At 44.1% G+C, this 19,467-nt stretch carries 17 protein-coding genes and 4 pseudogenes; 18 read left to right on the forward strand and 3 right to left on the reverse strand.

Annotation, left to right across the window (positions count from 1 at the left end):
* The first annotated feature begins 8 nt into the window (after positions 1-8).
* Positions 9-1,247, forward strand: coding sequence for a DUF5074 domain-containing protein (locus AB5062_RS16925; protein WP_004309907.1), 1,239 nt, complete (start codon positions 9-11; stop codon positions 1,245-1,247).
* 92 nt (positions 1,248-1,339) lie between these two features.
* Here AB5062_RS16925 and AB5062_RS16930 read toward each other — a convergent pair.
* A pseudogene (locus tag AB5062_RS16930) lies at positions 1,340-1,639 on the reverse strand (IS3 family transposase); the annotation flags it as partial.
* 862 nt (positions 1,640-2,501) lie between these two features.
* Here AB5062_RS16930 and AB5062_RS16935 point away from each other — a divergent pair.
* A complete protein-coding gene (locus AB5062_RS16935; protein WP_004309905.1) occupies positions 2,502-3,341 on the forward strand; it encodes a hypothetical protein in 840 nt (279 codons plus the stop codon).
* A gap of 303 nt (positions 3,342-3,644) precedes the next feature.
* On the opposite strand, the gene AB5062_RS16940 is transcribed toward AB5062_RS16935, so the two are convergent.
* Both AB5062_RS16940 and yfcE read right to left on the reverse strand, forming a co-directional pair.
* Positions 3,645-3,800 (reverse strand): hypothetical protein, encoded by a 156-nt coding sequence (locus AB5062_RS16940; protein ID WP_004309904.1) that lies wholly within the window; start codon positions 3,798-3,800, stop codon positions 3,645-3,647.
* Positions 3,801-5,291: 1,491 nt separating this feature from the next.
* Entirely contained in the window at positions 5,292-5,831 is a 540-nt protein-coding gene (gene yfcE / locus AB5062_RS16945; protein ID WP_004309903.1) for a phosphodiesterase, read from the reverse strand.
* 285 nt (positions 5,832-6,116) lie between these two features.
* On the opposite strand from yfcE, the gene AB5062_RS16950 reads away from it, so the two are divergent.
* From AB5062_RS16950 to traM, 16 genes and pseudogenes are all read left to right on the forward strand, one after another.
* On the forward strand, positions 6,117-7,052 hold the full coding sequence (locus AB5062_RS16950) for an amidoligase family protein (protein ID WP_004309902.1): 936 nt from the start codon (positions 6,117-6,119) through the stop codon (positions 7,050-7,052).
* Entirely contained in the window at positions 7,049-7,276 is a 228-nt protein-coding gene (locus AB5062_RS16955) for a hypothetical protein (protein WP_004309901.1), read from the forward strand. The genes AB5062_RS16950 and AB5062_RS16955 overlap by 4 nt, the downstream gene beginning before the upstream one ends.
* Positions 7,277-7,526: 250 nt before the next feature.
* Complete coding sequence (locus AB5062_RS16960; RefSeq protein ID WP_004309900.1) at positions 7,527-8,306, forward strand: ParA family protein; 780 nt, start codon at positions 7,527-7,529, stop codon at positions 8,304-8,306.
* Positions 8,307-8,317: 11 nt separating this feature from the next.
* A complete protein-coding gene (locus tag AB5062_RS16965) occupies positions 8,318-8,731 on the forward strand; it encodes a DUF3408 domain-containing protein (RefSeq protein WP_004309899.1) in 414 nt (137 codons plus the stop codon).
* Positions 8,732-8,735: 4 nt separating this feature from the next.
* Positions 8,736-9,488 carry a hypothetical protein gene (locus AB5062_RS16970; protein WP_004309898.1) on the forward strand — a complete coding sequence of 251 codons (753 nt, stop codon included), beginning with the start codon at positions 8,736-8,738 and terminating at the stop codon, positions 9,486-9,488.
* A 451-nt stretch (positions 9,489-9,939) separates the two neighbouring features.
* A complete protein-coding gene (locus AB5062_RS16975) occupies positions 9,940-10,206 on the forward strand; it encodes a DUF4134 domain-containing protein (RefSeq protein ID WP_029425492.1) in 267 nt (88 codons plus the stop codon).
* An 11-nt stretch (positions 10,207-10,217) separates the two neighbouring features.
* On the forward strand, positions 10,218-10,568 hold the full coding sequence (locus tag AB5062_RS16980) for a DUF4133 domain-containing protein (protein ID WP_004309896.1): 351 nt from the start codon (positions 10,218-10,220) through the stop codon (positions 10,566-10,568).
* Positions 10,531-12,600: pseudogene (locus tag AB5062_RS16985) on the forward strand (TraG family conjugative transposon ATPase); the annotation flags it as partial. The gene AB5062_RS16980 and the pseudogene AB5062_RS16985, both read left to right, overlap by 38 nt.
* Before the next feature lie 573 nt (positions 12,601-13,173).
* Entirely contained in the window at positions 13,174-14,985 is a 1,812-nt protein-coding gene (locus AB5062_RS16990) for a reverse transcriptase/maturase family protein (RefSeq protein ID WP_004318718.1), read from the forward strand.
* Between the two features lie 92 nt (positions 14,986-15,077).
* Positions 15,078-15,521 (forward strand): annotated as a pseudogene (locus AB5062_RS16995) (conjugal transfer protein TraG).
* Positions 15,522-15,541: 20 nt separating this feature from the next.
* Entirely contained in the window at positions 15,542-16,174 is a 633-nt protein-coding gene (locus AB5062_RS17000; RefSeq protein WP_004318720.1) for a DUF4141 domain-containing protein, read from the forward strand.
* Between the two features lie 24 nt (positions 16,175-16,198).
* Positions 16,199-17,218, forward strand: a complete 1,020-nt coding sequence (traJ, locus tag AB5062_RS17005) for a conjugative transposon protein TraJ (RefSeq protein WP_004308042.1) — start codon at positions 16,199-16,201, stop codon at positions 17,216-17,218.
* Between the two features lie 21 nt (positions 17,219-17,239).
* Positions 17,240-17,863, forward strand: a pseudogene (traK, locus tag AB5062_RS17010) (conjugative transposon protein TraK).
* A gap of 12 nt (positions 17,864-17,875) precedes the next feature.
* Entirely contained in the window at positions 17,876-18,136 is a 261-nt protein-coding gene (locus AB5062_RS17015) for a hypothetical protein (RefSeq protein WP_004318726.1), read from the forward strand.
* Positions 18,136-18,324 carry a hypothetical protein gene (locus AB5062_RS17020; protein ID WP_004308045.1) on the forward strand — a complete coding sequence of 63 codons (189 nt, stop codon included), beginning with the start codon at positions 18,136-18,138 and terminating at the stop codon, positions 18,322-18,324. Before AB5062_RS17015 ends, AB5062_RS17020 begins: the two co-directional genes overlap by 1 nt.
* Complete coding sequence (gene traM, locus AB5062_RS17025; RefSeq protein ID WP_072067469.1) at positions 18,325-19,443, forward strand: conjugative transposon protein TraM; 1,119 nt, start codon at positions 18,325-18,327, stop codon at positions 19,441-19,443.
* The last annotated feature ends 24 nt before the right edge of the window (positions 19,444-19,467 follow it).

Consider the following 19,467-nt stretch of genomic DNA (forward strand, 5'->3'; position numbering starts at 1 on the left):
AAAAAGAAATGAAAAAGAATGTATTTTTTGTAGCAGCGATATTCGCTGCATTGTGCCTTAACTCATGTGACAAGAATGATCCGGACAATCCTATTGCAGGAGGTTCGGGAAAGATTCTCCTAACAACAGCCCTACCCAATGCAACAGGTATGGATGGAACGGTTTATATGCAACTCATTGATGAGCCTGTATTAGGCAAGACGATGGCTACCAATAACAACAATGGTATAAATGTTCCCTTTGGCAGTTCTTATCCTATGATAATAGGTCAGGAAGTCTATGTCTTCCCAAGCTATCATTTGACAATGGACAAAAACGAACTGATTAAATACCGTCGCACGAATGGAATTTTACAAAGAGAGGGAAGCTTGCAATTGCCTGCCAATAACAGTGCCAACAATCTTGTCAAACTATCTTCCACAAAAGCCTATCTATCGCTTGCCGGACTAGGACTGATTTACATATTTAATCCCGAAACGATGCAGAAGACAGGAGAGATCAACCTGACCTCTTTGGGTATTCAAGATAATAATCCGGACATCGGAATCATGATTGAGCGTGACGGATATGTGTTTGCTGGTCTAAGCCAGATGGTGGGAGGTTGGACAAGCCCTGAGAATTACAAACAAGCAGATGTAGCCGTCATTGACACCAAGACGGACAAGTTGGTCAAGATGATTTCAGAGAAAACCAGTGGTTTTTCTCAAGCCACACGTCCGATCGACCCCAAGTCTTTATTCATGGATGAAAAAGGCGATATATACATTTCTTGTCTCGGGAACTTCGGAATGGTGGCAGGTCATAAGGCCGGCATACTTCGGATTAAGAAAGGAGAAACAGACTTTGATCCAACATACCATTGGACGATAACCGGAGCTTCTATCGAAGGAGAAGAGAAAGTAGCTGGTTTTGCCGCTTCAATTTGTTATGCAGCCAATGGCAAAGCCTACGGATACATTGATATTCCCGGTTATTACAAACCAGGAGAAACGGGACATGGCGCTATAGCGAGCCGAGCTGTAGTCTTTGATTTATACAATCAGAAGATGAAGAAAATAGAAGGATTGGATTTGTCCAATGGCTATGGCGTGTTAGTGTCTAAATATAAAGACGGTTTGGCAATCGCCAATGCTTCAACGACAACAAAAGGCATCTATTATCTCAATCCTCAGACAGATAAGATTAATCCTATTCCTATGATAACCACCATAGGAAATCCCATGGCTATAGAGTGGTTCGGCAACTAAACTTATAACGCGAGTTCGGGATAGCCTCCTTCCAAAAATAAAGAGGGTGTCCGACTGATGAAGTGACCCCAAAAATTTGGACTGGTTAAACACTATCCAGTTATAGAAAGAGTTCGGTATTGTACTGGACTCTTTCCTTTTAACCGGGACTTAATTCTTTTATTATTATAATAATCTATATATCCTTCCAAAGCCTTTGTGAAGTCTTCCGGAGACTCGAACTTTTCAGCGTATAGAAGTTCAGATTTCATAATTCTGAAAAAATTCTCCATCATAGAGTTGTCCAGACAGTTTCCCTTTCTCGACATACTTTGAATTATATGATGCTCTTCAAGCCTTTTCCGATATCCGAAGTGTTGGTATTGCTAACCTTGATCAGAATGAAGTACGAGTCCGTCAAGGTTATCACACTTATCAAATGCTTTATCGAGCATGTCATATACTTGTTCAAGATGAAGTGCACCCTCTTACATTTTATTTTTTTAGGAATATCCCCAAATAACTTGATGTCTGCTTTAACGATAGAACCTGTTAGGTGTTTGCAGCGGACATCACCATAACCCATTGCCATTACCACTACTTCTTGCAGTTGTTGTGAGCCCTCTCTTAAGTTGATGAAAAACTTCCGCTAATTGTTTACCGGAACTTCTTGTGTTTGATAACCAATGAATGAAATGACCAAGGTTTCTTCGGAAGATACATTGGCTAATGCAGTCGGTGATACAACCGTTGCTGGTACCTTTTACGAAGACTGACGCACCGGTAACCAGACCGAAATCATCATTCACGGTACCGGAAATGCTTAGCTAGAAATAGCTTGTGAGCTGATTCTATTTTAAAATATAAATGTTAGTTTTATGTTAGATAATTCCGGATACTTTAATCTTAAGAATTTGATTATAATACATATATAAATTTATTTGTTAGATTTAAAGTTTTTTTTATAACTGTAAAATACAGATTTAGCCTTATATTTACAATATGATATTATTGATTTTATCTAGTAAAAAAGCTTTTGCATTATAAGGACATTCAATTCTTCTTCCAGAATTGTAGTATATGTTTTATAATCATACCAATAAGATAAAAAAGATAATGGTCAAAATAAAGCTCTCAAAACAAAATACTTGTTGTTCAATTATCTTATAATAGTAAAAATGAATTTGTTGATTCCGCAAAAGAGTTTGTATCAGATGTTGAGGTTTCAACAATATTAAATATTACTTTTATTTATAGTAACTAATTTGCATTAATATGAGAAAGGTATTTATTCTTTTGTTTATTTCTTTAGCATTGTTATCCTGTCAAAAAGAGGAAAACAATAGAAAAACAGAGTATCAAGTATTAACAAGTAAGGACGCATCCAAACCGTTTAGCTGTCTTGGAGAGAAACGTATTATTACGATTACGATTATAAAAAAAACATTAATAGATGATGTTTTAAGTTCAGAGGTTCCGATTATTCCCAGGGATGTTTCGGTAGAATTTGATAAAACTCTTTTTTCTGATATAGAAACAAAAGTGGAGGGCGATCAGGTAGTATTAAATATAACCTCAAATATTAATAAAGAAGATAAAATTTTGAATGCTGATTTACAGATTTCTTACTCTACTATTAATGGCATAAAAGTAGAAAAAATTCCACTAATTATAGATAAAGGAAAGTTGACATTTGTGTATAAAATCCATTCGGAACAGAATCCTTTTATTCTACCAGCTGAAGGTGGTAGATTTGAGTCACCTTTTACTTGTAAAAAACAGACATATTTGAATGGCCAGTTTATAGAGGAAACTTATTCATCATTAAACGGATTGAGATTTAAAACGATAAGTAGTGGTAATGTCTGGTTCCTTACAGTCAGAAAAGACGGAGAAAAAATTGGTTTTTACAAATTTTCTTTTGTGGGAGAAGGACCATATAACCAAAAAACAGATCCAGAGTGCTATTTTAACATATATACCCATGATGCAGATTTAATTACAGATAATCCTACAGAAATATTCAGACAAGATTTTATACAACCCCAGACCCCGGGTGAGGATTATTATAAACCTTCCCGGTCCTCTTATAAACATGGCACTTTTGACTTTTAACGTATTCAGTATTAACCTTAATTATATTAATTATAAAACAGTATACACGTTTGTTGATTTTGACAATTATGTTTTTAACTTCATATTTCGATGACAGAGAAGTAATGAAACAAGAATCTTCGCCACCATCTTTAGTAAAAAAAACTCGGCTTATCGTAACTAGTGTATATTCACTACTTTCTATATACTAATGCACTTCTTAATGTAGGTTATGTAGTAATTCATTATTTGAAAGCTGATAAAATATTTTTTTTTGAATATTTTATCAGCTTTGTATATTGCATAATATGATATAAATGAGATTTATTTTTGCTGCCTCTTGGCACGCAGCATTTCTGCCGCCTTCATTTCCGTCCAACGCTCGAAGTCCTCCACCTCTTTCCTTATTTTCCGTATCAGTTTCCTGTCCCTGTTCCACTCGAAGCAGTTCTCCAGTATGTCAAGCACCTTAGCGTCCATTCCCCCGTCACAGACAGCTTCCCCAACAAAACCCGTTAAATCATTGTGTTAATATATATTTCATGTATCTTTGCGGCATAGATATCTGTTGTGAAACAGGAATCTGCTTATATTATTCTTGCTTGTGACAAGCCGGAATCTTATAACTTAGTACAAAATAAAAAAATAAAAGAGGAGAGCTTCCGTTCTATGGAGCTCCTCTCACTTTTTATCTCTAGTGCCCGACTGCCTTTTATCTTTCTACTTTCCCAAAAGGAGTATCCTTCCCGCCAGCATACAGCACAGCGAAAACAGTATAGCCACTAAATTCTTCTCATTTGTGCAACCCCTTCTGTATTCATCTTCCAACCTTGTATATCGCTACCGAGATAGAAAATGGACAGATGCACAGCTGGTACGTCAATTATCAATACCAATATATACCAGTTCATACGTTCTCCCCAATAAAAAGATCCCCTAATTTATTTCTAGTTCACAGTCCAAATTTATACTTTCCTGTAAAATACAGGATATAGTCAAGTCTTCAAAGTTTTTCCCCTAAAGACACAGAAATATTACAAAAATCAATTATCACATTATATCTTATTTCTGATGATACAAAAGGAGATGGCAATCTATTTTTTAATTCTTTAGATGACATAAAGAATGCCTTTAAAATTAATTATTCAGAATCTAATTTGGGACTTCCTATTTTTTGTAAGGGATATTACAAAAAACAATTCCGTTTTTACTTTAACTATAAGTTCTGGTAGGGACCATCCAAACATGTTACCAGACCAACAAGACCAAGGGGAAGAGTTTAGAAGGATGTATTACAGCTACTAAAGATGATAAATGCCAAAACCAAATTCATTGCAATTGGAATTGGGGTAACAGTTATTTTTTATTTTTAGTTCAATCAAGCCGGGAAGAATGATTAATAATAAAAGAATCAAGTCTTTAAAGGAAGATATCAATAAATAACTCTTGCAACATGCAGTTTCTTTCTGGCTGAATTTGCGACTCTGGAGCTATATTCTGAGGAACGGTTTGGCGGCGGAATATGCCGTTAAACCGTCCGGTTTTCGTTAAACGAAAACACAACTTGCTGTCCCCTCTACGGGGACAACGTTTTTAAGTAGAACTGTAGATTGCCCCGACTGGTGCCTCCCTCCCGATGGCAACCTCTCCCGATTTCGGTCTGCTTCTTCAGGAAAGTTGGCGTTTTTTACCAATATTCCGGAGGCGGAATAGGCTGTAGCTTCCTGTAATAGTAGAGCATTCTACGATTATCCGACACATCAGATGGCTTCTTTTTCGTGATAATTGAATATTCAGAGAACTGAATATTTTGATAATCGGATAATCCGAATACTATTATATCTGTAGTCTCTTGGAATGTTACACAGTGACAACTGAATAATTGGCGTTTTGGATATTGCTATATTTGTATAATGGATAAGCAATTATAAAAGGCTACAATTATAATAGGCTGTTATTATACATTCCCCATCAGAGAGAAAGTTCCTTGAGCCTGCTGCCGTCCAGCCGGTGAACGGATACCGTACCGTCACAGTAAATAGCGAATGTTGGCATGTTCCCGTCCTTCGGGAAAGTGATGGAGCCGGTATTGCAGACCGCTGTATGCTCAGTCCGTTCAAGTTTCCACCGGTGGGTGTGACCATAAAAAAGACAATCGAACCTTCCCTTCGGCAGTCTGTCCTCATTGTAGATATGTCCGTGGGTGAGAAAGAAACGTTTTCCATTATCCACCAACAGGGTGTAATCGGACAGGATGGGAAAGTCCAGCAGCATCTGGTCCACCTCCGAATCACAGTTTCCACGGATGGCGACAATCTCACCGGCCATCGCATTGAGACGTTCTGCGATCCCTTTCGGGTCAAGTCCTTGAGGTATCCCGTTCCGGGGACCATAATTCAGGATATCTCCCAAAATACAAAGCATTCCGCATTGCTGCTCCCTGTAAAATGCCAGCACTTGTTCCAGTGCCGGTAACGAGCCATGTATGTCGGACACAATCAGGTATTTCATCATAATCTATTCGTTACGGGTTAAGTTTTCAATGCACAAAAATAAGCATAATTATCTAATCTCCCTAACCGGGGAAACGATGAGAAAAAAAGACAGGTTCCCTGAACTGTAGATTGCTGTATTGCTGTCCTTGTAGATTGCTGCAATGTTATAATCGGATACATAAAATAAGGGTATTTAGCCTTAGCTAAACTAAGCTAACAGTCTGACAATAAGGCTTCTAATACTATGACATGTGGGTTTATTATGCTACCTTAGTGGTATAATAATAAAGGATAAAAAGCTATGAACGAACAAGTTAGAAATATCTTAGAACAGAGTACCACCAAGACGAGCAAGATTGAGCAGCTGCTCCGTCTGGGCCTGATGCGCAGGGAAATTGCCGATTTGGTGACACGTGGCAACTATGGTTTTGTATATAATGTTGAGAAGAAAATGCTTGAAAGAGAAGGTGGAGTCTTGCTGAACAGGGCAGCAACCACCCTGATGGATTACACCTTCACCCACAAGTTCGGTATTGAGATTGAAGCCTATAACTGTAATATGGAAAGACTGGCACGCGAATTGAGGGAGGCCGGTATCCATGTTGCCGTTGAGGGTTATAACCACACGACCAAGGATCATTGGAAGCTGGTGACGGACAGCAGCCTGCAGGGAAATAATACTTTCGAGCTGGTCAGCCCGATACTGGTGGGTGAGAATGGCCTGAAAGAGCTGGAAACGGTATGCTGGGTGCTTGACATCTGTAATGCAAAAGTGAATGACAGTTGCGGGTTCCATGTCCATATGGATGCGGCTGGTTTCAATCTGGACACCTGGAAGAATCTGACTTTGACCTACAAGCATCTCGAACACCTGATTGATGCCTTTATGCCAAGGACACGCCGGAACAATACCTACTGCAAAACCCTCTCCGGTGTTTCCGACGAGAGAATCAAATCGGTAAGGACGATAGACGGCCTGCGGGAGGTCTTTAATAATGACCGATACCACAAGGTCAATTTTGAGGCTTATTCTAGGCACCGGACCGTTGAGTTCCGCCAGCATTCCGGTACGACCAATTTCACAAAGATGGAGAATTGGATCCGGTTCTTGAACGGATTAATTACCTTTGCGAAAAGATCCAGCCTTCCCAGCCGGATGACATTGGAGGAGTTACCCTTCCTGGACGGGAAACAGAAATTATTTTTTAAACTTAGAACTAAAAAGTTAGCGGTATGATACAGACTTATCATTTGCTGGATGGCGGTCAGATAACCGCCGCCAGCCCGGAAGAGTTCGTCCGGCTGCTCCGTGAGGGGAGCCGGTTCGACTATGATTGCACGGATCAGGAGTATATGGAGAACTTTGCCCGGCGTTACGGGGAGCTGCATGGCGTGTCAGTTGCCACCGATACCCCTGAACATTTCCTGACGGACTTGCAAGCCGCCGGTTACGTCCGGTAACCGGTATCGCTCCTTTATTATTAGTCCCTGCTTCAAAGATGAGGCAGGGATTTTTCTTTTTTCATTGCAACCTTTCCTGTCTGCCTGACGGCGTTTCCTCCTGTCAATTCCTGACTATCCATGACTATCCGTGACAGGGTATTTCATCTTTTCCCGGCATTCCTTTCTTTTGCAGTGTAGAACGATATACAATTATAAGCATTACAGTTTTACAGCATTATATTTTTATCTGATTATATAAAGAAAGCGTATGAAAAAAGAACCGTTATTAATTGCCTTTGCCAGCCAGAAAGGAGGAGTCGGAAAGTCTGCCTTCACAGTTCTGGTGGCCAGTATCCTTCACTACCAGAAAGGTTTGAAGGTGGGTGTCGTGGATTGCGACTCCCCCCAGCACAGCATCTCCCGGATGCGTGACCGGGACATAGAAAGCGTGCAGGAAAGTGATTTTCTCAAAGTGGTCCTCTACCGGCAGCATGAACAAATCCGGAAACGTTCCTATCCGGTAATCAAAAGCAATCCGGAGAAAGCGATAGAAGACCTGTACCGCTACATCGAAGAGCAGGATGCCGTCTTTGATGTCGTACTGTTCGACCTTCCGGGAACCCTCCGCAGCGAAGGGGTTGTCCATACCATTTCCGCAATAGATTACATTTTCATCCCCCTAAAGGCCGATAATGTCGTCATGCAGAGTTCCCTCCAGTTTGCCGAGGTGGTGGAGGAAGAACTGATTGCCAGGCACAACTGTAACCTGAAAGGCATCTATCTTTTCTGGAACATGGTCGACAAGCGTGAACGGACAGAAAGCTACGAGTCCTGGAACCGTGTCATACAAAAAGCGGAGTTACACCTGCTGGAGTCACGGATACCGGATACCAAACGCTATAACAAGGAGTTGAGCTCCCTGAAGAACAGTATCTTCCGTTCCACACTGTTCCCTCCCGACAACCGCCAGATAAAAGGTTCGGGTCTCTGTGAACTGATAGAGGAGTTATGTGCCGTAACACATCTGGATGCCTCCCATACCTTATAATAAAAGGAATTATGGACAGCGGAAAAAAGAAATTTGACCCTCGGAGCATTGATGAGAAGGCCATATTGGATATTGTCGCCAGGAAAGGGACGATACGACCGGACTCCCCTGCAACGAGTGTATCCCCTAAGCCGGAGGATACGGCAGAGGAGATTGCCGGGAGTAGCGAAGCTCCGGTCTTTACCACCGGGGAAATCGACGCTTACAGGGCATCCTTCCTGAATACGGTCAGGACCAAATCCCGTAAATCATTGCATATCGATGCCGACCTGCATCGCCGCATCTCTTCCTTGGTATGGGCGGTGGGACGTGGCGAGGTGACCGTAGCCGGTTTTGTAAACCAGGTGCTGGCACATCATTTCGAAGAGAACGGCGGATTGATAAACGCTGTGCTGGAGAAGTATTACCAATCACTAAAATCATAAGGACATGGAATACCTTTTTATTATCCTGTTCATCTATGCCTCTTACCTGAGCATTGAAAAGTATGTGCATACAGGCAGCATTTTCACATGGAGAGGCAGAAAGGACAAGAAGGAACGTCGGACTGCACCTGCCGCCATCCATCCGGCAATTGCTCCGTCTCAGGCGGGAATAATAGGCAAAAGCCGATACCAAATGCGACATTCACTGACAATAGATGACAATAGCGGACAGCCTGAATCAGGCATAGAAAAGAGTGATACCTTTACTCCCGAAAAGAAAACAGAGCCGGTTCTCCGAGTACACGAACCCCTTGATAAGAATACGAAATTCCCGGAAGTTCCGGCTCTTTTTCAAAAACTGAATTATCCTGAAATTGATTATATGCAGGAGCCCTCTCCTTCTTCCGGTGAAGAAAAAGAGGAGATTCCCGAACGCTACGAGATTACGGGATACGTACAGCGGAGCAATCCCCACCGGGCAACCGGTGTCACCTTTGACGATATGGATATGATTGAGAAAGCAATGGCATCGGACGAACTTACGGAAGCGGAACAGGAACAGGCCCGGCAGACTTTCCAAAAGCTGGAAGGCACGAACATGGAAAGGGTACTGCAGGCGAGCGTCTTGGGAAGCAGCGATAAACTGAAACGCTATATGCGTTTGTATGTAGACCGGGGTGAACCCCATTTATTGACTGGAAAGAATAGGGACGACATTCTCCGGGAATTTGATATTACGGAGCATGTGCCCCAATAAAATAGAACAAGTAAGGAATATGAGACAGTATTATGATTCCGGTTGATCCGGGTGCAGCGAGTTTTAAAACAGAATGTATAACCTAAAAAGACGAAAAAGCATGATAGATTTCTTTGACTCCGGTTGATCCGGGCAGGACGGGTTCTTGAAACGTAGTGTATAACCTGTTAAAAGGAAGATATAGATATATGAGAGGCTTCTATGATTCCGGTTGATCCTTACCCTTTACCGGAGCGAACATTAAAAGAGTGATTAACCCCTTAAAAACGGAGGTATCTATGATTGGTTACTATGACTCAGGTTGATCCTAAAAAGACATCGTGGTTGCAAGGACAAATCCGCAGGCAGGAAACTTCCTGCGGTTTGTTTGAAACAAGGTTTTTATTCACATTAAAAAATTAGATTGTATATGAAAAGACATTTTAAAAAGACGGTTGCTCTTATCGCATGAATAGCTGTTTCCACCCTGAGTGCCTATGCCGAAGGGGACGGAAGTGCCGGTATAACAAAGGCCACATCCATGCTTACCGGTTATTTTGACCCCGCCACCAAGTTGATATATGCGGCAGGGGCTATTGTGGGGCTGATAGGTGCCATTAAGGTATATTCGAAGTTCAGTAGCGGCGACCCCGACACCGGTAAAACCGCCGGGAGCTGGTTTGGAGCCTGCGTCTTCCTCATCGTCGCGGCGACAGTCCTTCGTTCCTTCTTCCTGTAATATAGCAGGCTATGGAATACAATATCAACAAGGGAATCGGACGCAACGTGGAATTCAACGGCTTGCAGGCACAATACCTGTACTTTTTTGTCGGGGGCTTGCTGGCCATTTTCCTGCTGTTCGTCATCTTCTATATGATAGGTATTGACCGGTGGTTCTGTATCGGTTTCGGTGTCCTCTCCGCTTTCTCTCTGATCTTCGGGGTGTTCCACCTGAACAAGAAGTATGGTCCCAACGGCTTGATGAAGCTGGCCGCAGTCAAGTACCACCCGTCCTATATCATCAATCGCAAACGTATATCTTCCTTATTTAAAAAACGCATTCATGAGAAATATATTAAAAGCCGCAACGCTGGAAAGTAAGTTTCCAATCCTGTCCGTGGAGGAAGGGTGCATTCTCTCCAAAGACGCGGACGTGACCATCGGCTTCAAGGTCTTTCTTCCGGAGCTGTTCACGGTCACTTCCGCAGATTATGCATCCATGCACGGCACATGAACAAAGGCAGTCAAGGTACTGCCGAATTATACGATAGTACACCGCCAGGACTGGTTTCTGAAAGAAAATTACAAGGCCGACACGCAGAAAGACGGGATGAGTTTTTTGGACCGTTCTTTCGAACTTCATTTTAATGAACGGCCTTTCCTAAATCATTTCTCTTACCTGTTTATCACCAAGACGACTAAGGAACGCAGCCGCAGCCAGAGCAATTTCTCCATCCTCTGCCGGGGGAATATAATTCCGAAGGAAGTCCGGGACAAAGAAACGGTCAGCCTGTTTTTGGAGAGTGTCGACCAGTTCGAGCGCATCCTGAATGACTCGGCCTTTATCCGTCTGGAGCGGTTGACCACCGATGAGATAGTCGGCACACCGCAGCAGGCCGGATTGATTGAAAAGTATTTTTCTCTTTCGCAGCAGGACACGACCACACTGAAGGATATACAGATGAGCGCGTCGGAGATGCGCATCGGGGATGATATCCTCTGCGTACATACGCTTTCCGATGTGGATGATCTTCCCGGTTCCGTCCAGACGGATACCCGGTATGAGAAATACTCCACCGACCGCAGCGACTGCCGTCTAAGTTTTGCCGCTCCGGTGGGGCTAATGCTCTCCTGTAACCATATTTACAACCAGTTCCTGTTCATCGATGATTCGGCAGAAATCCTGCAACGCTTTGAGAAGACGGCACGCAACATGCACTCGCTTTCCAAATACAGCCGAGCCAACCAACTTAACAAGCAGTGGATTGATGCCTACCTGGACGAGGCGCATTCCTTCGGGCTGACCGCCATCCGTTGCCATTGCAATGTCATGGCATGGTCGGACAGCCGGGAGAAGCTCAAGGTGATAAAGAACGATACCGGTTCTGCTCTGGCCCTGATGGGATGCAAGCCCCGTTATAATACCATTGACGCACCTGCCTTGTATTGGGCAGGTATTCCGGGAGGCGAGGGCGATTTCCCTTCCGAGGAGTCCTTTTTCACTTTCGTCGAACAGGGAGTCTGCTTCTTTACGGAAGAGACGAACTATGCGGATTCCCTGTCGCCATTCGGTATCAAGATGGCAGACCGGACAAACGGGAAGCCCCTGCATCTAGATATTTCGGACGAACCGATGCGTCGTGGTATTACAACCAACCGTAACAAGCTGGTCATCGGGCCTTCCGGTTCGGGCAAGTCATTTTTTATGAACCATCTTGTGAGACAGTATTGGGAACAGAATACCCACATTATATTGATCGACATCGGTAACAGTTACAAGGGATTATGTGACCTGATTCACCAGCGCACAAACGGTGAGGATGGCATATATTATACGTATAGTGAAAAACATCCGATAGCTTTTAATCCATTTTTCACCGAAGACAAGGTCTTTGACCTGGAAAAGAAAGAGTCCATTAAAACGCTGATCATGTCGCTCTGGAAAAGGGATACGGAAGTCATTACCCGTGCCGAGGAAGTAGCACTCTCAATGGCGGTTAACCTGTTCCTTGAAAAGATAAAGGAGGACAATGAGCTGGTTCCTTCCTTTAATACTTTCTACGAGTTCGTACAGGGAGAGTTCCGTGGAATACTGGAGGAGAAGCATTACCGCGAGAAGGATTTCGATCTCACTAACTTTCTGAATGTATTGGCTCCTTATTATCGTGGTGGAGAGTACGATTATCTGCTGAACTCCGACGAGCAGCTCGACCTCTTGAACAAGCGTTTTGTGGTATTTGAAATTGACGAAATTAAGGAGCATAAAATTCTTTTTCCGGTAGTCACTGTCATCATTATGGAGGCTTTCATAAACAAAATGAGACGTTTGCATGGGGTGCGAAAGATGATAGTTGTAGAGGAGGCTTGGAAGGCAATCGCACGTGAAGGCATGGCTGACTATATAAAGTTTTTATGTGCGCCCGTAAAGGTTGCATCGTAAATATCTCTTTGGCAAGAGATTAGGAAAGTGTTCTTTGAAAATGACCTATCATCAGCCGACTTATCTGTTTCGGGAAAACTTAACCGAGCAGGGAGTGTAGCATGTCGGAAAAGTCATAAGTCAGTTAGTTACCAAACTGCGACTGAATGGCGAGATGAAAAGATAGATATGAGGATAAAGTCCGAATTGATTGAACGATAGTCCGAATGGTCCCCCTTGAGGCTATGGCGTAAGGTAACTATCAATCGCCATATCGTGATACTACTTCAGTGTATAGGAATGAAGGTAGCAAGAACTTATCACGACACAACCGCAGTAAGCGAGTAAAGGACGGAAGTCGTATCCGACAATCTATCATGCCAACAGTTACGATGTAATAAACGGGGATTACCTATCCCGAAGTGCCGAAAGGCTATTAGGTTCGACCTATGAAAATTCGGAGTGGTAACGGAGCTTCCATAGTAGTTTGAGCAAGGTAACGCCTTGTACATGGCGAAGGGAAGCAGCTAATTATTAATACAATTAACGGAAAATGTGAGAGACATTATGAGAAGTCCAGAAAGAGTATTAAACAGTCTATCAGAACACAGTAAGGATGCAAGCTATAAGTTTGAACGTCTTTACAGAATTTTGTTCAATGAGGAAATGTTCTACGTTGCCTATCAGCGTATCTACGCTAAAGAGGGTAACATGACTAAAGGTTCAGACGGTCAGACCATTGACAACATGAGCCTGAAACGAATTGAAAAGTTGATTGATACGTTAAAAGATGAAACGTACCAGCCCCAACCGTCAAAGAGGGTGTACATACCGAAGAAAAACGGTAAGAAAAGACCTCTTGGCGTGCCGACTTTCAATGACAAGTTGATACAAGAAGTAGTAAGAATGGTACTGGAAGCCATATACGAGGGAAATTTTGAATACACCTCGCATGGTTTCCGTCCCAATCGAAGCTGCCATACTGCATTAACTCATATCCAAAAGGAGTTTAATGGTGCAAAATGGTTTGTGGAGGGAGACATAAAAGGCTTCTTTGATAATATAAACCATGATGTATTGATAAACATTCTCTTGGAGCGTATTGCGGATGAACGCTTCATCCGATTGATACGCAAGTTTATGAAAGCGGGATATATCGAAGACTGGCAATTCCACAATACTTACAGTGGCACACCGCAAGGGGGTATCATCAGCCCGATATTGGCTAATATATACCTTGACAAGCTGGATAAGTATATAAAGGAATACACAGCCAAATTCGACAAAGGGAAGAAACGAAAATTCAGTAGAGAAAGTATGGACTTTGGCAATGCAAGAAAACGTATTGTGCGAAGATTGAAGTTCGTAAAAGACGAAAGGCAAAGGACAAAGCTAATCCTTGAACTGAAAGCAATAGAACAAGGACGGGCTAAATATCCCAACGGCGAAGAAATGGATGCCGATTACAGAAGAATGAAATATGCAAGATATGCAGATGATTTTCTTGTGGGAATTATCGGAAGCAAGCAGGATGCGCAACAGATAAAAGAAGATATTAAAAACTTCCTTGCTGACAGACTGGCATTGGAGCTGTCCGATGAAAAGACACTTGTCACTCACACGGAAAGACCGGCCAAGTTTCTCGGATATGAAATCACTGTAAGAAAGTCCAATGACCAAAGACGGGATAAACGGGGTAGATTGAGAAGAACCTATGGTAAAAGGGTCTGCTTGAATGTCAGTACGGAAACAGTCCGTAAAAAACTTTTCGATTGGGGAGTATTGGAACTGACAAACCGTAACGGAAAGGAAATATGGAAACCGAAATGTAAATCGGGACTGATATTCAATGACGACCTTGAAATCCTTGATAGTTATAATCGGGAAATCGTGGGGTTCTATAATTACTACTCCATAGCCAACAACTGCGCCCATGCCTTGAATAATTTCAAGTACATCATGGAATACAGCATGTACAAAACGTTTGCAGGCAAATATAAGTGCCGAACACGTAAGGTAAACAAGAAATATCGTAAGAACGGTAGGTTTATCGTAACGCACATGACTAAAACTGGTGTAAAGGAAAGATACTTTTACGACGGTGGCTTCAAACGAAAGAAGCCCACCTATAAATCGGAATGTGACATTATGCCACGAACAATTTATACTGCGGGGCGGACAAGCCTTGTTGAAAGGCTGAAAGCCCGTGAGTGTGAATTATGTGGAGCGACAGACGACCTTGTTATGCACCATGTAAGGAAACTAAAGAACTTGCAGGGAAAGGAAAGCTGGGAACGACACATGATTGCCCGTAAACGCAAGACGATTGCCGTGTGCAGGAGTTGTCACAAGAAGATACATGACGGAAAGATAGACTGAAATTAGTGGAGAGCCGGATACGCTGAGAGGTGTAAGTCCGGTTCGGGGGCGAGCATTTGGAAACCTACCATAGAAATATGATAAGGCGCTGGGTGCTTAGCCTACACAAAACGGTTAGAAAGTATTTTGGTGAGGCCGTTGTCGTCACTCAAGAACTGGACGATATTGTATCAAGTCCCATTATCAAAGACACCATTATCAACAATGCCGATTGTAAGATTCTGCTGGATCAGCGAAAGTATATTAACAAGTTTGACTCCGTACAGTCCCTGCTCGGATTGACCGACAAAGAGAAAGGGCAGATATTGTCTATCAATCAGTCCAACGATCCGGCACGGAAGTATAAGGAGGTTTGAATAGGCTTGGGAGGTGTCCGGTCCGCTGTCTATGCCACAGAAACCTCTGTCGAGGAGTATCTCACCTATACCACGGAAGAAACCGAAAAACTGGAAGTCACACAAATGACAGAGAAGCTGGGCGGCAATATGGAGCAGGCTATCCGAATGTTGGCAAGTGAGAAGAAAAAGAAAAAATAAACGATTAAAATAAAGAAGCAATGAGAAAGAGAATTATAAGCATGTTGTTTGTCCTGTCGGCCTTTATAGTACCGGCAAGCGTACAGGCACAGTGGGTGGTGTCCGATCCGGGCAACCTCGTCCAGGGTATCGTGAACAGTGTCAACGAAATAGTGGAGACCTCGGAAACGGCGCAGAATGCCCTCTCCACATGGAAGGAGACCTCAAAGATTTTCGAGCAGGGGCGTGAGTATTACGACAAGCTGCGCAAAGTGAACGACCTGATCAGCGGCAGCGAGAAAGTCAAGGAGTCCGTCCTGATGCTCGGTGATATCTCCGAGATTTACGTGAACAATTTCGGCAAGATGCTAACCGACAAGAATTTCAGCCAGCGGGAGCTGAATGCGATAGCTGCCGGTTATAACACCATCATGAAGAAGAGCAGCCGCAGCATTACCGAGCTGAAGAATATCATCAATCCCACCGGCATGTCCATGAACGACAAGGAACGCATTGACCTGGTGAACCGGGTATACAGGGAAATGACACATTACAAGGAATTGGCCAACTACTACACCCGCAAGAACCTGCATGTATCCTACCTGCGTGCCAAGGAGAAGAACGAGCAGCAACAGGTATTTGACCTGTACGGCAAGGATGAGCGTTATTGGTAGTCTACAATTTTAAAAGAATCAATTATGGTATTATTATCCATTTCATTTGAAAATATGCACCAGATTCTTCGGAATCTCTATGATACGATGACCAAACTCTGCCACCCGATGATGGACATGGCGATGGCACTCGCTGCATTAGGAGCTTTGTTCTATATCGCTTACCGTGTCTGGCAGTCGCTCTCCCGTGCGGAGCCCATCGATGTCTTTTCGATGTTACGGCCTTTTGTCCTGGGCATGTGTATCCTTTTCTTTGACGTGATGGTGCTGGGAACTCTCAACGGTATCTTTAGCCCCATCGTTCAGGGAACCGGAATGCTGCTCCGTGACCAGACCTTCGACTTGCAGAAGTACCAGCAGGAGAAGGACAAGCTCCGTGCGGACATGATGGCTAAGACGATGATGACCGGACGTGTCTTTGCTTCCAATGAGGAGCTGGATGCGGAACTGGATAACATGGGCTGGAGTGAGGAGGAGCATACGGCCTTGCAGACCATGTATGAGGTTTCGTATGCCTTCTCCCTGCAAGGTATTGTCCAGATGGTCATGCGCAAATTGCTGGAGATTCTCTTCCAGTCCGCTTCGCTGGTCATCGACACGATCCGTACCTTTTTCCTGATAGTCCTAAGCATTTTGGGACCGATAGCCTTTGCCCTGAGTGTTTTTGACGGACTGCAGAACACGCTTGTCCAATGGCTGGCACGCTATATCAGTGTCTATCTCTGGCTACCGGTGGCTGATCTCTTCGGGGCGATGCTTGCCAAGATACAGACGCTAATCCTGCAGGAAGAGATGAACCTGATGGCCGATCCGATGAGTGTCATTGACGTGGACGGTTCCTCGGCCATCTATCTGATATTCATGGTCATCGGCATTATCGGATATTTTTGTGTGCCCACTGTTTCGAACTGGATTGTCCAAGCGGGAGGTATGAGTGCCTATAACCGGAATGTCAACAATACGACATCCAAGGTGACCAATGTAGCCGGTGCTGCGGCGGGTGCTTCGACGGGAAATGTCGGTGCCGTATTATTGAAAAAGTAGAAATTGAAAAAACATAAAATTATGGAATTTAAAAGTTTTAAAAACATCGAATCCTCGTTCAGGCAGATCCGCCTGTTCACGTTGGTCTTTCTGGGTATTTGTGCCTCACTGACTACGTATGCCATCTGAAAGTCCTACCTCTTTGCTAACCAGCAACGGGAGAAAGTATATGTATTGGATCAGGGCAAGTCACTCATAGTGGCGTTATCCCAAGATGCGGCATTGAACCGTCCGGTGGAGGCCCGCGAGCATGTGCGCCGCATGCATGAACTGTTCTTTACGCTGGCTCCCGATAAGGCCGCTATCGAATCCAATATCAACCGGGCCATGTATCTGGCGGACAAGAGTCTTTATAGTTATTACCGGGATTGGAACGAGAAAGGCTATTATAATCGTCTGATCAGCGGTAATATTAACCAGACTGTCCTGGTAGACAGCATGCAGTGTGATTTCGATAACTATCCGTACCGGATCACCACCTTTGCCCGGCAGATGATTATCCGAAACAGCAATATCACCGAGCGTTCCCTGGTCACCCGTTGCTTCCTGCAGAGTACGGTCAGGTCGGATAATAATCCGCAAGGCTTCATGGCGGAACGCTTTGAGATTTTGGAAAACAGGGATATAAGGACCGTTGAACGCTAATATATTAAGGTAATGAAAAGCAGGAAGATAAAGACAGAGATCAGCGAAAAACTGAAGAACGTTTGCGAGGAGCTGTCCGAAAAAGAGCGTAAGGGAGTGCTTGTGGGCATGCTGGTTACCAGTACCGTTCTATGTGGTATCACCGTAGCACGCGCTTTCGGGCGTTTTCTCTCTCACGGCACACAAAAGGAGTTGCCGTTTGTCCATCCGGTGGACTCCCTCCACCGGGCGGATAAAGACAGTATAATGTATCACCCTAAAACCAACGAGTAATGGAAGATAAAGATTTGGAAAAGCCCGAAGCGGCAGAAGAAACGGCGGTACAGCCGGAAAACGGCAGAGCCTTGAAGGAAGAACCTGAAAAAGAGAAGAAGGTGCTCACACCGGAAGAGATGGAAAAAAGAAGGAAGTTCATTGTGATTCCGGCCTTTGTGCTGGTCTTCCTGGGAGTCATGTACTGAATATTTGCCCCCTCCGGCAAGGAAAACGAGACGGAAGCCCCCGGAAATTCAGGATTCAATGTGAACGTACCCGAACCTACCACTGCCAAACTGGTGGATAAGAAGACCGCTGCCTATGAGAAGCAACAGGCGGAAGTGGAGGAAGAAAGCCGGATGAAGTCGTTGGAGCAGCTTGCCGGGACATTAATGAACGAAGGAAAGGGGGCATCCGATACCGGTGAAAAAGAAAAGGACGGAGACCGGTTGCAACAGTCCGTTAATACCTACGAGCAAATCTCCGGGCAGTTGAATGACTTCTATGAGACTCCCAAAGAGACGGCAAACAGCGATTTGGAAAGAAAAGTAGATGAACTGAACAAAAAGCTGGAAGAGGCGGAAAAGGAGAAGAACAAGGCGGCTACCCGAGAAGAACTGATGGAGCGGTCCTACAAGATGGCGGCAAAGTATCTGAACCCGGATAAGGATACGGTCCAGGAGAAAGCTGTCGGAAAAGAACCCACGGAAACTGTTCCGGTTCAGCGGGCGGAGTATCAGACGACCTCCGGCCTTTCACAACCTGTTACGGATTCCGCCTATATCGCTTCGCTTACTGTCGAGAGGAATTACGGTTTTAATACTGCTGTCGGGAACAGCTACCAAATGGGGACGAATACCATCGCCGCCTGCATTTCGGAGAACCAGATCATTGAACAGGGAGGCAGGGTAAAACTCCGGTTGCTGCAACCTCTACAAGCCGGCAACATTACCGTTCCGGAGAACAGTCTGGTAACAGGTGCGGCGGTCATACAGGGAGAGCGTCTGGATATCCTGATCAGCAGCATCGAGTATGCCGGGAATATCATTCCTGTTCAGTTGGCGACTTACGATATAGACGGGCAGAAAGGTATTTTCGTTCCCGGATCGGAAACCCGCAATGCGGCAAAGGATGCGGCTGGAACGGTCAGCGAGAGCATGGGAAACAGCGTTTCGTTTGCACGTTCTGCCGGACAGCAGGTGGTCATGGACCTGACGCGCGGAGTCATGCAGGGCGGCACGCGGTTGATCGCCGGACGGGTTCGCGCGGTCAAGGTGACACTGAAAGCCGGATATAAGGTGCTGCTGGTCACAAAGAGACAATAACGGATTATTCACTTTAATAAAAAA

This window comes from Phocaeicola sp. RTP21359st1_B8_RTP21360_211022, assembly GCF_040911965.1.
Classification (GTDB): Bacteria; Bacteroidota; Bacteroidia; order Bacteroidales; family Bacteroidaceae; genus Phocaeicola; species Phocaeicola vulgatus.

Coding starts and splice junctions, on each gene's coding strand:
- traJ (WP_004308042.1), top strand. CDS start 16,199: ATGGTATTATTATCCATTTCATTTGAAAATATGCACCAGATTCTTCGG.
- AB5062_RS17000 (WP_004318720.1), top strand. CDS start 15,542: ATGAGAAAGAGAATTATAAGCATGTTGTTTGTCCTGTCGGCCTTTATA.
- AB5062_RS16965 (WP_004309899.1), top strand. CDS start 8,318: ATGGACAGCGGAAAAAAGAAATTTGACCCTCGGAGCATTGATGAGAAG.
- AB5062_RS17020 (WP_004308045.1), top strand. CDS start 18,136: ATGGAAGATAAAGATTTGGAAAAGCCCGAAGCGGCAGAAGAAACGGCG.
- yfcE (WP_004309903.1), bottom strand. CDS start 5,831: ATGAAATACCTGATTGTGTCCGACATACATGGCTCGTTACCGGCACTG.
- AB5062_RS16980 (WP_004309896.1), top strand. CDS start 10,218: ATGGAATACAATATCAACAAGGGAATCGGACGCAACGTGGAATTCAAC.
- AB5062_RS16950 (WP_004309902.1), top strand. CDS start 6,117: ATGAACGAACAAGTTAGAAATATCTTAGAACAGAGTACCACCAAGACG.
- AB5062_RS16990 (WP_004318718.1), top strand. CDS start 13,174: ATGAGAAGTCCAGAAAGAGTATTAAACAGTCTATCAGAACACAGTAAG.
- AB5062_RS16935 (WP_004309905.1), top strand. CDS start 2,502: ATGAGAAAGGTATTTATTCTTTTGTTTATTTCTTTAGCATTGTTATCC.
- AB5062_RS16970 (WP_004309898.1), top strand. CDS start 8,736: ATGGAATACCTTTTTATTATCCTGTTCATCTATGCCTCTTACCTGAGC.
- AB5062_RS16960 (WP_004309900.1), top strand. CDS start 7,527: ATGAAAAAAGAACCGTTATTAATTGCCTTTGCCAGCCAGAAAGGAGGA.
- AB5062_RS16940 (WP_004309904.1), bottom strand. CDS start 3,800: ATGGACGCTAAGGTGCTTGACATACTGGAGAACTGCTTCGAGTGGAAC.
- AB5062_RS17015 (WP_004318726.1), top strand. CDS start 17,876: ATGAAAAGCAGGAAGATAAAGACAGAGATCAGCGAAAAACTGAAGAAC.
- AB5062_RS16925 (WP_004309907.1), top strand. CDS start 9: ATGAAAAAGAATGTATTTTTTGTAGCAGCGATATTCGCTGCATTGTGC.
- AB5062_RS16955 (WP_004309901.1), top strand. CDS start 7,049: ATGATACAGACTTATCATTTGCTGGATGGCGGTCAGATAACCGCCGCC.